The organism is Oleiharenicola lentus (genome assembly GCF_004118375.1).
GTDB classification, from domain to species: domain Bacteria; phylum Verrucomicrobiota; class Verrucomicrobiia; order Opitutales; family Opitutaceae; genus Lacunisphaera; species Lacunisphaera lenta.
Genome location: NZ_SDHX01000001.1, coordinates 96,368 through 110,539 on the forward strand (window position 1 = coordinate 96,368; position 14,172 = coordinate 110,539).

Annotated in this window: 11 protein-coding genes; 8 read left to right on the forward strand and 3 right to left on the reverse strand. The window is 64.3% G+C overall.

Annotated features, from left to right (window positions below):
* Positions 1 to 16 precede the first annotated feature (16 nt).
* Genes ESB00_RS00415 through ESB00_RS00425 form a run of 3 tightly spaced genes read left to right on the forward strand, consistent with a single transcriptional unit; the run spans position 17 to position 4,743 of the window.
* Positions 17 to 2,044: an LTA synthase family protein gene (locus ESB00_RS00415; RefSeq protein ID WP_129045761.1), complete on the forward strand. Its 2,028-nt coding sequence runs from the start codon at positions 17 to 19 to the stop codon at positions 2,042 to 2,044.
* Complete coding sequence (locus ESB00_RS00420) at positions 2,031 to 2,774, forward strand: phosphatase PAP2 family protein (RefSeq protein WP_164975962.1); 744 nt, start codon at positions 2,031 to 2,033, stop codon at positions 2,772 to 2,774. The genes ESB00_RS00415 and ESB00_RS00420 overlap by 14 nt, the downstream gene beginning before the upstream one ends.
* A gap of 7 nt (positions 2,775 to 2,781) precedes the next feature.
* Positions 2,782 to 4,743: a heavy metal translocating P-type ATPase gene (locus ESB00_RS00425; protein WP_246026383.1), complete on the forward strand. Its 1,962-nt coding sequence runs from the start codon at positions 2,782 to 2,784 to the stop codon at positions 4,741 to 4,743.
* Between the two features lie 490 nt (positions 4,744 to 5,233).
* On the opposite strand, the gene ESB00_RS00430 is transcribed toward ESB00_RS00425, so the two are convergent.
* Genes ESB00_RS00430 through ESB00_RS00440 form a run of 3 tightly spaced genes read right to left on the reverse strand, consistent with a single transcriptional unit; the run spans position 5,234 to position 6,608 of the window.
* A complete protein-coding gene (locus ESB00_RS00430; RefSeq protein ID WP_129045764.1) occupies positions 5,234 to 5,818 on the reverse strand; it encodes an RNA polymerase sigma factor in 585 nt (194 codons plus the stop codon).
* Positions 5,819 to 5,823: 5 nt separating this feature from the next.
* Positions 5,824 to 6,309 (reverse strand): hypothetical protein, encoded by a 486-nt coding sequence (locus ESB00_RS00435; RefSeq protein ID WP_129045765.1) that lies wholly within the window; start codon positions 6,307 to 6,309, stop codon positions 5,824 to 5,826.
* Positions 6,306 to 6,608 (reverse strand): hypothetical protein, encoded by a 303-nt coding sequence (locus tag ESB00_RS00440; protein WP_129045766.1) that lies wholly within the window; start codon positions 6,606 to 6,608, stop codon positions 6,306 to 6,308. The genes ESB00_RS00435 and ESB00_RS00440 overlap by 4 nt, the downstream gene beginning before the upstream one ends.
* A gap of 151 nt (positions 6,609 to 6,759) precedes the next feature.
* On the opposite strand from ESB00_RS00440, the gene ESB00_RS00445 reads away from it, so the two are divergent.
* The 5 genes from ESB00_RS00445 (at position 6,760) to ESB00_RS00465 (ending at position 14,131) form a co-directional block, all read left to right on the forward strand.
* Complete coding sequence (locus ESB00_RS00445) at positions 6,760 to 6,999, forward strand: hypothetical protein (protein ID WP_129045767.1); 240 nt, start codon at positions 6,760 to 6,762, stop codon at positions 6,997 to 6,999.
* 131 nt (positions 7,000 to 7,130) lie between these two features.
* Complete coding sequence (locus ESB00_RS00450) at positions 7,131 to 7,862, forward strand: DUF3347 domain-containing protein (protein ID WP_129045768.1); 732 nt, start codon at positions 7,131 to 7,133, stop codon at positions 7,860 to 7,862.
* A gap of 19 nt (positions 7,863 to 7,881) precedes the next feature.
* On the forward strand, positions 7,882 to 9,243 hold the full coding sequence (locus ESB00_RS00455) for a TolC family protein (protein WP_129045769.1): 1,362 nt from the start codon (positions 7,882 to 7,884) through the stop codon (positions 9,241 to 9,243).
* 15 nt (positions 9,244 to 9,258) lie between these two features.
* A complete protein-coding gene (locus tag ESB00_RS00460; protein WP_129045770.1) occupies positions 9,259 to 10,677 on the forward strand; it encodes an efflux RND transporter periplasmic adaptor subunit in 1,419 nt (472 codons plus the stop codon).
* 19 nt (positions 10,678 to 10,696) lie between these two features.
* Positions 10,697 to 14,131, forward strand: coding sequence for an efflux RND transporter permease subunit (locus ESB00_RS00465; RefSeq protein WP_129045771.1), 3,435 nt, complete (start codon positions 10,697 to 10,699; stop codon positions 14,129 to 14,131).
* Positions 14,132 to 14,172: the final 41 nt, after the last annotated feature.

Consider the following 14,172-nt stretch of genomic DNA (forward strand, 5'->3'; position numbering starts at 1 on the left):
CCAATCCCCTGATTCCATGTTCTCCTTCCACGTCCATGATCCGAAACCGATAGGCTGCAACCATTCCGCCAACACCGCGTTGCCCGCCAGGCTCGTCCACTGGCTGATCGCCCGCCGACATGGCGGGCTCTGGATCGTGCTGACAACGGCTTTGGGCTTAACCTTCGTGACGCGCTTTCTCCTCGCGCTCAAAGAAGCCCCCCGCCTCGCGTGGGATGCGAGTCTCGCCGCTTCGTTCGTGATCGGCGGCCTCTACGACATCGCCGCCTCTTTGTGGTGTATCCTGCCGCTGGCATTGCTTCTGGCGCTGCTGCCACAGCAATGGTTCGGGTGGCGCGCGGGTCGTGGCCTGGCTCATGGTCTGCTCCTTGGCATCATCTACCTGCTGATTTACGGCGCTGTCGCCGAGTGGCTGTTCTGGGACGAGTTCGGGGTGCGTTTCAATTTCATCGCGGTGGATTACCTCGTTTACACGACCGAAGTCATCGGGAACATCCGTGAATCATATCCGCTGGGCGGCATTCTGATCGGGGTGCTCATCGGGGCGTTGCTGGTGCATGGCGCCCTGATTTGGTCCGGCCTGCTGGGCACATGGTTTGGACATGCCGCAACCGGTGCCGGCCGGCGGTGGCGGGAGACCGCAGTGTGGTGTGCGGTAGCTCTGGGCCTCGGCCTCGGGCTCAACGAACGCTTCATCCCTGCGTTCTCTAACAATTACAACCGCGAGTTGGCCAAGAACGGCCTGTGGTCGCTCTTCGCGGCCTTCCGGGCCAACCGCCTCGAGTTCGACCGGTTTTATCCCACTTTGCCGGACAAGGAAGCGTTTCAGCGTGTCGGCCGCATGCTGCACCGGGAGGGGGCCGGCGATCTCCCCCGAGGCGCGCACGACATGCTCCGGATGATTCAGGCGCAAGGGCCGGAGCAGCGACTGAACGTCATCCAGATCACGGTCGAGAGCCTGAGCGCGAGTTTTCTGACCCGCTACGGAAACACCGACCGCCTCACCCCGACGCTGGATCAGGTGGCGGAGAAGTCGCTGGTCTTTGACCGGTTCTACGCCACGGGCACCCGCACGGATCGGGGCATGGAGGCGCTCACACTGAGCGTGCCACCCACACCGGGGCGATCTTTGGTCAAACGACCCGACAACGCCGGTCTTTTCACTCTGGGTTCCGTTTTTCGCAGCAAGGGCTATAGCACCGCCTTCATCTATGGCGGCTTCGGCTATTTCGACAACATGAACGCCTTCTTCGGCGGCAACGGATACCGCGTGGTTGATCGCACCCTGGTGGGCAAGGATGACATCACATTTGCCAACGTCTGGGGTGCCTGCGACGAGGATCTCTACCGCTGGGCGCTGCGGGAGGCCGATCATGACCATGCGGCGGGCAGGCCGTTCTTTCATTTTGTCATGACCACGTCCAATCACCGCCCCTATACCTTCCCCGAGGGACGGATCGACCTGCCCTCGAAGGTGTCCGGCAGAAGCGGCGCGGTGAAGTATTCCGACTATGCGATTGGCGAGTTTCTCCGGCAGGCGGAGTCGAAGCCCTGGTTCAAGAACACCGTCTTCGTCATCGTGGGCGACCACTGTGCGTCCAGCGCCGGGAAGACCACCCTGCCGATGGAAAATTACCGCGTGCCCTTGCTGATCTACGCGCCTGGAGGCCAGCTCGCAACAGGAGCAGTCTCCAAGGCCACGAGCCAGATCGACTATGCGCCCACTTTGCTGGGGCTTCTGCGGTGGAGCTACCCGAGTCGTTTCTTCGGCCGGGACGTGCTGGCACCCGAGGCGGACGAGGATGGGCCGCTGTTTGTCGGCACCTATCAAAAGCTTGGCATGTATCGACGCGGCGGCCTGGCGGTCCTGCAACCGATGCGGCCGGCTGAAGTTTACGACTACGATCCGGAGACCTGGGCGCTTGATGCCTGCGGGACGGGAACGGGTCTCATCAAGGATGCAATCGCTTCCTACCAAACCGCTGCGTGGCTTTTCAAAAACCGTGCGCAACGCGAATATGCCGGCACCGATGCTCAACCTTGAACGCAGCCTGGGCTGGAGCATCGGCCTGCTGGCCGCCGTTTTTGCCCTGTTCGAGATCACGCCCCTAGATCTCTGGGTGCAGGATCGCCTGTTCGACTTTCAGCGCGAAGCCTGGCTGATCGACGGCCGGGAGCCGGCGGGCAGGGTTCTATTCTACACCGGCCCCAAGGCGGCCATCATCGCGTTCGGCGCCCTGTTGCTCGTGTCACTCGTGTTGCCCGCGTCTTGGCGCACGCGACTGCCGGTGGCCTTCCGCTCCCGGCGGCGTGGCTGGGCTCTTTTTCTCACCTTGGGCCTGGTGCCGGCGGCGATCGGTTGGAGCAAGTCGGCCACCAATGTTTTTTGTCCGTCAGAAATTCGGCGTTATGGCGGCGATGTGCCCTACGTGCGCGTGCTGGAGAGCTACCCTGTGGGGGATCGGCCGCAACGCCGGGGACGCTGCTTCCCCGGGGGACACGCCAGCGGTGGTTTCGCGCTTCTCGCGCTGGCCGGACTGGCCCATGACCGGCGGGGGCAATGGCTGGGCATCGGGATCGGCCTTACGGTCGGTTCACTGATGGGCTTCTATCAGATGGCGAAAGGCGCGCACTACCTCAGTCACACGCTCATTACGGCGTTGGTCGCATGGATTGGCTTTCTTCTTTTGCAAAAGGCCGTCGGCGTTGTCTCGCGACCAAATGACGCCGACGGATTTCCATTCATGGACTCACGCAACACCCAACCCAGATGACCCGACCATGAGCCAAGAACAACACCCGGATTCCCATGACGACTCATGCAGCCACGGACACGGCGATGAGGCCGACCGGCGGGAAACAATCAGCCTTGTCGTTTCGGGCGGGCTGGTCGGCGCGGCCTTGCTGGCGCACTTGACCGTTTTCGGCTCGAAGAACGTGACCGCGGCACTGGCCTTCGGTGCCATCGCGTCCGGGGGCTGGTTCCTCGTGCCCAAGGCTTGGGCCGCAGTCCGTAAATTCCGTCCGGACATCAATCTGCTCGTGGTGATTGCCGCCATCGGCGCCTCGATCATCGGCGAATGGGTCGAGGCCTCCGCCGTGGTGTTTTTGTTCGGCGTGGCCGAGTGGCTGGAGGGCTGGGCCGACCGGCGTGCCCGGCGCGCCACCCGGGCCTTGCTCGAACTCGCCCCGCAGACCGCCCGCATGATGCGCGACGGCCGTCTGGTCGAGGTGCCGGTGGATCAAGTGGGTGTGGGCAAGATCATCGCCGTAGCCTCCGGCATGAGCGTGCCGCTCGATGGCGTGGTCGTATCCGGGGAATCTTCCGTCAACCAGGCGCCGATCACCGGCGAATCCGTCCCGGTGGACAAGCGTGTCGGCGATCCGGTGTTCGCCGGCACGATCAATGGCGAGGGCTCGCTGGAGGTCCAAGTCTCCAAGGCGGCCGGCGATACCACGCTGGCGCGCATCATCCGTCTGGTCACCGAAGCCCAGGAACAGAAGGCCCCGACCCAGCGCTTCGTGGATGTCTTTGCGCGCCACTACACGCCGACCGTCACGGTGATGGCGCTGCTCATATCCCTGATCCCGCCGCTGGCGATGGGTGGCGAGTGGAGCGTGTGGCTCTACCGGGCCTGCGTGCTGCTGATCATTGCCTGTCCCTGTGCGCTGGTGATTTCCACGCCGGTCAGCATCGTCGCGGGGCTCACGGCGCTGGCGCGTCGCGGCGTGCTGGTCAAAGGCGGCGCCCACCTCGAAACCATCGGTCGCCTGAAGGGGCTGGCGGTGGACAAGACGGGCACGATCACCGAAGGAAAACCCAAGGTGCAGGGAGTCGAGCCGGTCGGCTCCGCCACGGAGAGCGATGTCCTGCGCATCGCCGCAGCCATTGACGACCACTCGGCGCACCCGCTCGCCAAGGCCGTCGTGGCTCATGCCCACGAGCGGCAGATTGCCTTCCCGCGGGCGGAAAACTACCAGGCGCGCAGCGGGCGCGGAGCCGAGGGCCGCGTGGACGGACACGATTATTTCGTCGGCAACCACCGTTTCACGCACGAATTGGGCGTTTGCTCCGACGACGTGGAGCGCCGTCTGGCCGCGGTCGAGGAACGCGGCCTGTCGGTGGTCGTTGTGGGACACCGTCCGCATGACGGCTGCAAAGGGGAGGTATTCGGCATTATCGCGGTTGGCGACACGCTGCGGCCGAACGCGAAGGCCGCCGTGGCCGACCTGCATGCCGCCGGTGTGGTCGAGGTCGTCATGCTCAGCGGCGACAATCAGCGGACAGCGGACTACATCGCCCGGCAGGTCGGCATTGATGTGGCGCGCGGCGATCTGCTCCCGGAGCAGAAAGTCGAGGCCGTGAAGGCCCTCCGGGAGAAGCACGGCGTGGCCGGCATGGTCGGCGATGGCGTGAACGACGCACCGGCGATGGCCACGGCCAGCATCGGCATCGCCATGGGGGCGGCGGGAACGGATGCCGCCATCGAGACGGCCGACATCGCCCTCATGCAGGACGATCTCGGCAAGATCGCGGACAGTATCCGCTTAGGCCGCCGCACGCTCAGCATCGTCTATTTCAACATCACCTTCGCGCTCGCCCTGAAGGCGGTGTTCCTCGTCCTGACCTTGCTGGGCCATGCCAGCCTGTGGTTCGCCATTCTCGCGGATACCGGAGCAACCCTGCTGGTGATCGCGAACGCGCTGCGCCTGCTGCGGGCACCCAAACCAGCCGCCTCCTAGCGTCGATGCGCTCCCACCGTCCCACCTCCGCGCCCGCAAAGTCCCGCCGCCCGGTTCGGTGGAACCTGGAGGTCATCCCGTGGGGAATTGTTGCTGGGATATTGGTGGGGCTGGGTGCCGAACTTTACTCGCACATTGTGAGCGTGCTCTGGATGACCGGTGGCGGATTGCTGGGCGGTGTCGCGGGTGCGCTCTGCGACACGGCGCTGTATCTCTATCGAAAATACCGGCAGAAGCGGTCCCGTGTGGATTTTCAGGCCCACAGGTAAGCAATGTCGGCACAGAATGGGACGATCACCTCCAAGCAAATACTATCGCTCCAATTCCGATAAACCTGATCCACGAATAGGGAGGGTTTGATCCGTTGCGCTTGCCTACGGTGAAAAACCCGCCCCGGTGGCCCGGCCGGGGCGGTGGCCCGTAAAATGAGATGTCGTTCTCGGATGGGTGTCAATCCGCCGCAACCGATTCGGGCTGGCTTTGGTCGTGATCAGGTTGGCAGCGAGGCGAGTTGCTGCTGCAGTTTCTGCCTAGCCCGATAGAGGCGATTCTCCACGGCCTTCGGCGTGCAGCCGAGGGCGGCGGCAATCTCGCCCATCGACTGCTGTTCATACTCGAAGAGCACCAGCGCCGTGCGCAGGTCGAGCGGCAGCGCGGCGACGGCGGCCCGCACGGTGGCAATGCGTTCATGCCTCACGGCCTCATCAGAGGCTTGGGCACCCGCTGCCGACTGATCTTCGGTGTCACCCCCCGTGTCCATCCACGCACTGAGCGACAGTGTTGGCCGACGTTTCCACCAGCGTAGCCGGTTCTTGGCCTGGTTGGCCGCAATGGAAAAGCACCAGGTTGAGAACTTCGCCCCGGGGCGATAGGTGCTGCGTTTGGTGTAGATCCGGAAAAAGACTTCCTGGGCCAGATCCTCCGCCTCGGTCGTGCTCCCAACCAAGCGGAAAATGAAGCGTTTCACCGGCAGTTCCCAGCGCTGCATCAAGGGGGCCAGCGCAGCGTCGTCTCCCGCCTGCAGCTGGCCCATCAATTCCTCGTCGCTTGGGTTGGCGCCCGGTTCAGACTCCATGTCGCCTAGTGTTGGTGCCCACCTTCGAGTTTCAGATCGGGCGCGACCTGGTGATCGAAGTTCGCGATCTTCGGCAGCACGAGCGCGAGATAGCGCTGGCCGTCTTCGGGCGACATCACCGCCGCAACCTGTTGCACATGGATGGTGATGGCCGACTCGCAGGTGGCGCGTAGCGTCTGGAGCGCGCGCTCCGCTTCCGCCGTGGCGGCAGGATCGGCACCCTCGGTCGTGCGCAGGGCATTGCGCGCCTTGATCGCTCCCTGAATCAGCCGGCAATGCTCCTCGCAGGATGGGGCATAGGCTGCATGCAAGCGTTTGATCTCGGCAAACTGGCGCTCATCGAGGTTGAAGTCCGTCCGCAGCCAAGCCATGGCATCGCCCTTGCGGGCGGCGGCGTGCAGCTCCGGAGCGCTGCTGAAGTGGTAGCACGCAAATCCTGCGGCCACCGCGGCGATCCCCAGCAAAAGGAGGGTGCGCAGCAGGTAGGTCATGGCTTCAGCACGGCCTGCGCGCGGGGGTCCAGTTCCACCAGGTAGGAGACCACCATGGCTTCGCGGTCGGCCTGGACGCGGGCTTGGGCAATGGCGCGGCCGGCGAAACCGGCCACACCGAAGGTTAGCACCGCGGCCACGGACCACGCGGCGGTGTGGGCGCGGAGGTAGGAGGGCCAGGAGGCTTCGACCTGCCGCCCGATGCGCCGCCAGACGGCAGCGCGGAACCCCGGGTCGGACGGCGGCTTAACGCGCCATTCCTGCAGGGTCTCGGAGAGCTTATCACGGGAAGTGTTCATGGGAATTGCGAGGGGTAATACACCGTATCCCGCCAAATCCCTCACGCTAATTTTTCCGAAGCGCCCTGAGTGATTTCCGGCCCCGGGGTGTATGACTGGCAGACAACCGCGCAACCCGCACGGACCAACGAAACCCAACCTCACTCACTCCATGAAAGCCACAAAACTCCTCCTCGCCGCCGCAGCCTTCGCCAGCCTCGCCTCCCTCAGCTTTGCCGGTCCCGGCCCCGAATACTGGGCGCGCATGAACAAGAACCAGAAGCCGTCCTCGTATCCGAGCATTTGGCGGACCAAGGCGGACGCCGACACCAAGGTCCAGGCCGCCGCCAAGCCGGCCGCCGAGACTGCTGCCGGTTGCACCGCCTGCCAAGGCTGCGCCAAGAAATCCTGACCGGCCACCCACGGTCACCGCCGATCCAGCCGCCGCCACTGCCGAGCGGCTGGATTTTTGATCCAGCTACCGCGCCCAGATCCCGTCCCGTCTGACTCCCCCCCTTTCCCGCAGTCCCACTTCGCCAGGATATGAAACCCTTCCGCTCCGCCACCGCCATCGCGCTCACCAGTCTGCTGTTGGTCAGCACGCCTCAACTTTTCGCCCAGCATACCGGGCACGGCTCTGCCGCCGCTCCTTCGACCAGAACGGAGGCCCCACCGCGAACGGAAGTTTCTGCGGCTGCGTTGCAATCGCTGGCTGTCGCCATGAGTGATGCCAGTGCGGCCCTGGCGAAGGACGACTTCGCGCTTTATCAGTCCCTGCGCACGTCCGTTCGCAACGCGCTTCACGATCTGGAGGATGCGGACCCGAAATTGGCGGCAACCCTGACCACGACCCCAGCCGATCCTCTGCCGAACCGGGGCAACCTTACCGACGCCCGCAAGGACTTCGTCCGGTTCAGCACGGCGGTGACCGATGTGGTTCGGAGCCGCAAGATCCAGCAATCCGCGAATCTCCGCATCTTTGAATGCACGATGGCCCCGGAGATCGGCACTGGGCGCTGGCTGCAACAGGAAGCCGGCGCCAAGAATCCGTTCTTCGGCTCGGCCATGCTCAAGTGTGGCGTCGAACTCGACCGAAAGGTCTCGGCGCGGGCGCTCCCTCCGGGACACCCCCCGGTCGAGGGTCTGACCCCGGCCGACTATGCACGTTATGCGGGCATCAAGCCGGCTGCGGCCCCCAGCGGCGGGTGCGGTGGCTGCGGCATGAGCAAGGAAGCCATGGCCGCAGGCGAGCCCTGCGAACACAGCAAGAAGTAGTCGCTTCCCTGTAAACCTCATGACGCGAAAACACATCTTCACGATGGTGGGCGGGGTCGCCGCTCTAGGCAGCATGCTCGGCCTGACCGGCTGCGTTGGCCGCCCGGTGGCCGTCGAGAAGACGGCCCGCCGCCAGATCGCCGAGGTCGCGAGCCAGCTCGGGGCGCAGCCCGGCGAGGTCAAACTGGCCCCGCTGACGGCGGAGTCGTCCCATGCGGACGCCCTGCGCCACGCGGTGCTGAAACACCCGCGCGTCTGGGCGGCTTACCACGAATGGGCGCGGACGGTGGAGCGGATCACCGTTGAACGGTCGTTGCCCGATCCCGTCTTCGTCTTTGAAGCCGATGTCTCGGACATGATCTCCACGTTGATGCCGGGCCTTATGCTCGAATTGCCGGGGTCGCGCAAACGCGCCTTGGCGGCGCAGGCGGCTTCCGCCGAGTCGGAGGTGAAGTATCACGAGCTGGAGGCGCAGGTGCAGCAGGTGGCATTCGGCTTCAAGAAGGCCTACTACCAGCTCCACTATCTGGAAGCGAAGCTGCGGGTGAACGCCGAGTCGCTGGAATTGCTGAAGGACCTTGAGGCGATTGCCCGGCGCCAGAACGAGGTCGGCAAGGCCACCCTCCAGGATGTGCTTCGCGCGCAGATCGAGCAGGACCAGATGGCTGCCGAAATCGCCAACCTTGGGGATGCCCGCCAATCCCTCTTGGCCCAATACAAAGCCGCGCTCGGCCTCCAGCGTGGTGATCCCGAACCGGCGATCCCCAGTCGCTTTGAGACCACGTCGCTGGAGGTTGATCCCGATCAACTCTGGCAGATGGCCCTGGCCCGCAACCCGGCCCTCCGCACCATGGCGGCCGAAGTGCGTGCTGCCGAGGCGTCGTTGGCCATGGCCAATCGCTCCCGTTACCCGGATTTCACGGTCGGGCTGGAGGCCGACATCAAGGCCTCGCCGGTCATGGCCCGGCCCTCCCTCGGGGTGACCCTGCCGATCTGGCGGGATAAGATCGCCGCCGAAATTGCCTCGGCCCAATCGGCCAAGCTGGCCGGCGAGGCGCGGCTGGCAGCCGAGCAGATCATGGTCGCCGTCGAATTGGCGGAACGGACCTTCATGTTCCGCGAAGCGACGCGGAACCAGTCCCTGATCGAGCGCGACCTCCTCCCGAAAGCCCGGCAGTCGCTTGAGGTCGCCCGCTCAGCCTACATCACGGGGCGGACCGGCTTTCTCGAGGTGGTCGAGGCGTCGCGCTCGCTGCTGGATTTCGAGCTGCGGGGCATCGAAGCCCAGAACCAGCGCGAACTCGCACTGGCCGAACTCGCCCTGCTCGTCGCCGGAGTCCCTCCAGAAAATTCCCCCCTCAAGACCACAGAGTCCAACTGACCTTCCCGAACCGCCATGCGCACGAAACTCATCCTTCTCACCATCCCCCTGCTGCTCTGGGCCCTCCTCGGCGCCGGATGCGGCGACGCAAACCACGGTGCCCACGCCAAGGCGCAGAAATACCACTGCCCGATGCACCCGACGTATATCAGCGACAAGCCGGGGGATTGCCCGATCTGCAACATGAAGCTCGTGCCGATCAAGGACGAGCCCGCGGTGGCCACAACTCCCGCCGGCCCTGAGGCCAGCGCGGCGAAGCCAGGGCAATACACCTGCCCCATGCACCCGAAGGTGGTCAGTGACGGCCCCGGCTCGTGCCCTGACTGCGGGATGGACCTTGAAAAAGTGCCGCCGGCGGACCCGCACGCGGGACACAAGACGGCCGCCGCCCCCGCGCCGGTTCCCGGCCGGATCGCGATCTCCATCAGCCCGGAAAAGCAGCAGTTGATCGGCCTGACCACGGAACAGGTCGCGATTCGCACGCTCACGCAACCCGTGCGATCGACGGCAACGTTGGAGCACGACGAAACCAAACTCGCCCGCATCGCCCCCCGGTTTGCTGGTTGGGTGCGCGAGCTGAAGGTCAATTACACCGGCCAGAAGGTCGCCAAGGGAGACCCGCTCTTCACTGTTTACAGCCCGGAACTTTTCGAGGCCGAGAGCGAGTATCTCCTGGCTTTCGAGCGCGTCGCCCAACTGCGGTCCCGCGAAGACACCGCGCAGGCAGAAAGCGCCAGGCGACTGCTGGAATCGGCCCGCCGGAAGCTCTCGCTGTGGGAAATCGGCGAAACGGAGATCGCTGCACTGGAGCAGTCCGGCCGGGCCCGCGACGAGATCCTGGTGCGTTCGCCCGCGTCCGGCCACGTCGTAACCAAAAACGCCGTGCAGGGCCGGGCCTTCATGGCGGGCGAGACTCTCTACGAGATCGCCGACCTGTCCCACCTTTGGGTGCGGGCCTATGTCTTCGAGTTCGAGGCCCCCCTGATCAAGGAGGGTCTGGCGGCCCGCGTGACCTTCCCCTATCTGGGCAACCGCTCCGTCGAGAGTGTGGTGTCCTTCCTTTATCCGCACATCGACCCACAGACCCGGCGAGCCGAGGTCCGGCTCGAAATCGACAACCCGCAGCTCGACCTGCGGCCCCAGATGTGGGCGAACGTCGAACTCGAGGCCTCCTTCGGCGAAGTTCTTACCGTGCCGGCCAACGCGATCATCGACACCGGCGTCCGTCTCGTGGCGTTCGTGATGAGGGACGACAACCACCTCGAACCCCGGGAAGTGACCATCGGGGCGAGGTCGGATGACCACTACGAGGTGCTCTCAGGCTTGAACGACGGCGAGAAGGTCGTCGCGCGCGCCCTCTTCCTGATCGACTCCGAAAGCCAGCTCAAGGCCGCCATCTCCGGCATGGGCAGCGCGGGCGGACACAACCACTGAGGCCTCAGCCCCAACGGCGATGAACGATTCAACCACCCATCACGCGCCCAAGAAGGATTCGCTCATCGAGCGGATCATCGAATGGAGCGCCCGCAACAAGTTCACGGTGTTCATGATGGTCGGCGCCCTCTTCGTGGGCGGCGTCTATACCATGCGCAACACCCCGCTCGACGCGATCCCGGACCTCTCCGATGTCCAGGTGATCGTGTTCACCCAGTGGGAGGGCCGCAGCCCGAACCTGGTCGAGGATCAGATCACATACCCGATCGTGACGAAGCTCATCAGCGCCCCGCAGGTGCGGGTCGTGCGCGGGTATTCGTTTTTCGGGTATTCGTTCGTCTATGTGGTCTTCAAGGACGGAACGGACATTTACTGGGCGCGCTCCCGGGTGCTGGAATACATGCAGTCCCTCTCGGGATCGCTGCCCAGCGGCGTCACCCCGACCTTGGGGCCCGATGCGACCGGCGTGGGCTGGGGCTTCCAATACGCTTTGGTCGATAAGTCAGGGAAGAACGATCTCGCGCAGCTTCGCTCCTTCCAAGACTGGCACCTCCGCTACTGGATCCAGAGCGTCGAGGGCGTGGCCGAGGTCGCGACATTCGGCGGCTTCCAGAAGCAATATCAGATCGAAATCGATCCGAACAAGCTGCTGGCCTACAACATCCCCATCAGCAAAATCGTGTCCGCGGTTCGCAGTTCAAACAACGACGTGGGCGGCCGGGAAATGGAACGATTCGGCACCACCTACGTGGTGCGGGGACACGGCTACATCAAGTCGCTCGAGGACCTCCGCTTGGTCGTCGTCGGCGCGGACGCCAAGGGCAATCCGGTTCTGCTGCGGGACGTGGCCCAGAACATCCAGCTCGGGCCCGAAATGCGCCGCGGTGCCGGCGACCTCAACGGCGAGGGCGAGGCGGTCGGCGGCATTGTCGTGGTCCGTTTCGGCCAGAACGTCCTCCAGGTCATTGATCGCATCAAGGCGAAGCTCGAAGAGGTGAAGGGCTCACTGCCCCCCGGCGTGGAGATCGTGACGACCTACGACCGGTCGGATCTCATCAACCGAGCCATCAGCACGCTCACCCGCACCATCGTCGAGGAGTCGATCATCGTCGCCCTGGTGATCATTGTCTTCCTGCTGGATTTCGGTGGCGCCGTGCGCGCCATCGTCACGCTGCCCATCGCGGTGGCCCTGGCCTTCATCCCGATGTATTTCATGGGACTGACGGCCAACATCATGTCCTTGGCGGGCATCGCCATCTCCATCGGCGTAATCACCGACGAGGCGGTGGTCATGGTGGAGAACGTCCACAAGAAGCTGGAGCACGCCCCCGCCGGACTGACCCGCGCGCAGCGGCAGGAGATCATCATCGGAGCCTGCAAACAGCTCGGGAAACCCCTCTTCTTCGCCCTGTTGGTGATCACGGTCAGCTTCATGCCCGTCTTCACCCTGGAGGCGCAGGAGGGCCGCCTGTTCAAGCCGCTCGCCTACACGAAGACCTTCACCATGGCCTGGGCCGCCTTCCTGTCGGTGACCATCGGGCCCGCCCTCATCGTTCTCATGACCGGGGCGAAGGTCATCCCGGAGCACAAGCACCCGATCAGCCGCTTCATCCACCGGCTTTACTATCCGTGGGTCAGCGCCCTGATGACGCGCCGCCTCTTGTCCATCGGCATCGCAGTCGCCGCCGTCGCGTCGTCCATCCCCGTCTTCACCAAGCTGGGCTCGGAGTTCATGCCGCCCATCGAGGAAGGCACGATCCTCTACATGCCGACCACACTGCCCACGGTGTCCGTCACTGAGGCGACCCGCCTGATGCAGATTCAGGACAAGGTGATCAAACAGTTCCCGGAGGTCCTGACGGTCCACGGCAAGGCCGGCCGCTCCGAAACCGCGACCGACCCGGCGCCGTTGGAGATGTTTGAAAGCGTCGTGCAGCTGAAGCCGCAGGATGAATGGCGCAAAGTGCCGCAGTCGCGTTGGTATTCGGGCTGGGCGCCGGATTGGATGAAGTCCGGCCTGCGCCGGCTGTGGCCCGAGGAGCGGCCGATGACCAAGGACGAGCTCGTCCAGGAAATGGACGAAGCGCTCCAGATCCCCGGGCAGGTCAACGCCTGGACGATGCCCATCAAGGCACGCATCGACATGCTTTCGACCGGTGTGCGCACGCCGATTGGCGTGAAGATATTCGGCACGGATCTCACCGAGATCGGCAAGCTGGGCGAGCACCTCGAATCCGCACTCCGGCAGGTCCCGGGCACCCGGAGTGTGTTCTCGGAACGGACCACCGGCGGGCTTTACCTGGACATCCTGCCGAATCGGGCGGCCATCGCCCGCTACGGGCTCAACGTCGAGGATGTCCTCATGCTCGTGGAGACCGCCATCGGCGGCATGGCCATCGACAAGACCATCGAGGGACGCGAGCGCTATACCGTCAACGTGCGCTACAGCCGCGAACTGCGTGACGATGTGGAGAAACTGAAGCGCGTCCTCGTGCCTGTCGCCCAAGCCGGGATGGCGGAAGCCGGCGACGGCGATTCGACTATGAGCGCCCCAGCACCCGCTCGCGCCGGAACTCCGGTTGTTCAGGTCCCGCTCGGGCAACTGGTTGAAATCAAGACCACCAGCGGAGCTCCGCTCATCAAGAATGAGAACGGCGCCCTCACCGGCTGGGTTTACATCGACATGACCGGCCGTGACATCGGCGGCTACGTGGCGGAGGCCAAACAGGTCGTCCGCGACAAGATCGAGAAGGCCGGCCTGTTGCCGTCGGGTTACCGCTTGGAGTGGACCGGCCAGTATGAATACATGCTGCGCGTGAAGGAGCGCCTCAAGGTCGTGATTCCCATCACGCTCGCGCTGATCTTCGTGCTGCTTTACATGAACTTCAAAAGCATCCCCGAGACCTTCATCATCCTGCTCTCCATCCCCTTCGCGATGACCGGCAGCATTTGGTTTCTGTGGATGATGGGTTACAACCTCAGCATCGCGGTATGGGTGGGCATCATCGCCCTGTCGGGTCTGGCGGCCCAGACCGGAACGGTGATGATCATCTACCTGGATGAGGCCTTCCACTCCTACCAGAAGGCGGGGAAGATGAAGACTCAGCACGATCTCTTCGAGGCGATCACCTACGGCGCCGTCCAGCGCGTGCGGCCGAAGCTCATGACGGTGTGCATGATCACGTTCGGTCTGGTGCCGGCCCTCTGGGCGCATGGCGCGGGCGCGGAGGCGATCCAGCGCATCGCGGCCCCGATGATCGGCGGCCTGGTCACCTCCACGATCCTCACCCTTGAAATCGTCCCGGCCATCTACTCGCTTTGGCGCGGCCGTCAGGTCGAGTGGGTCAAGGGTCCCAAACCCAAGAAGAAGTCCTGGGCCGAACTCAGCGAGATATTTGTCGAGATCGAGCGCAAGGAACACGAGGCCGACATCGCCAAGATGCAGGCGCCGTGAAGAACCCTCTCATTCCCGCAACCACGAGCGGACAACCCGAA

What these genes read in the sequence shown, in the direction of transcription:
- ESB00_RS00415 (WP_129045761.1), top strand. Translation starts at nt 17, where the DNA reads ATGTTCTCCTTCCACGTCCATGATCCGAAACCGATAGGCTGCAACCAT.
- ESB00_RS00420 (WP_164975962.1), top strand. Translation starts at nt 2,031, where the DNA reads ATGCTCAACCTTGAACGCAGCCTGGGCTGGAGCATCGGCCTGCTGGCC.
- ESB00_RS00425 (WP_246026383.1), top strand. Translation starts at nt 2,782, where the DNA reads ATGAGCCAAGAACAACACCCGGATTCCCATGACGACTCATGCAGCCAC.
- ESB00_RS00430 (WP_129045764.1), bottom strand. Translation starts at nt 5,818, where the DNA reads ATGGAGTCTGAACCGGGCGCCAACCCAAGCGACGAGGAATTGATGGGC.
- ESB00_RS00435 (WP_129045765.1), bottom strand. Translation starts at nt 6,309, where the DNA reads ATGACCTACCTGCTGCGCACCCTCCTTTTGCTGGGGATCGCCGCGGTG.
- ESB00_RS00440 (WP_129045766.1), bottom strand. Translation starts at nt 6,608, where the DNA reads ATGAACACTTCCCGTGATAAGCTCTCCGAGACCCTGCAGGAATGGCGC.
- ESB00_RS00445 (WP_129045767.1), top strand. Translation starts at nt 6,760, where the DNA reads ATGAAAGCCACAAAACTCCTCCTCGCCGCCGCAGCCTTCGCCAGCCTC.
- ESB00_RS00450 (WP_129045768.1), top strand. Translation starts at nt 7,131, where the DNA reads ATGAAACCCTTCCGCTCCGCCACCGCCATCGCGCTCACCAGTCTGCTG.
- ESB00_RS00455 (WP_129045769.1), top strand. Translation starts at nt 7,882, where the DNA reads ATGACGCGAAAACACATCTTCACGATGGTGGGCGGGGTCGCCGCTCTA.
- ESB00_RS00460 (WP_129045770.1), top strand. Translation starts at nt 9,259, where the DNA reads ATGCGCACGAAACTCATCCTTCTCACCATCCCCCTGCTGCTCTGGGCC.
- ESB00_RS00465 (WP_129045771.1), top strand. Translation starts at nt 10,697, where the DNA reads ATGAACGATTCAACCACCCATCACGCGCCCAAGAAGGATTCGCTCATC.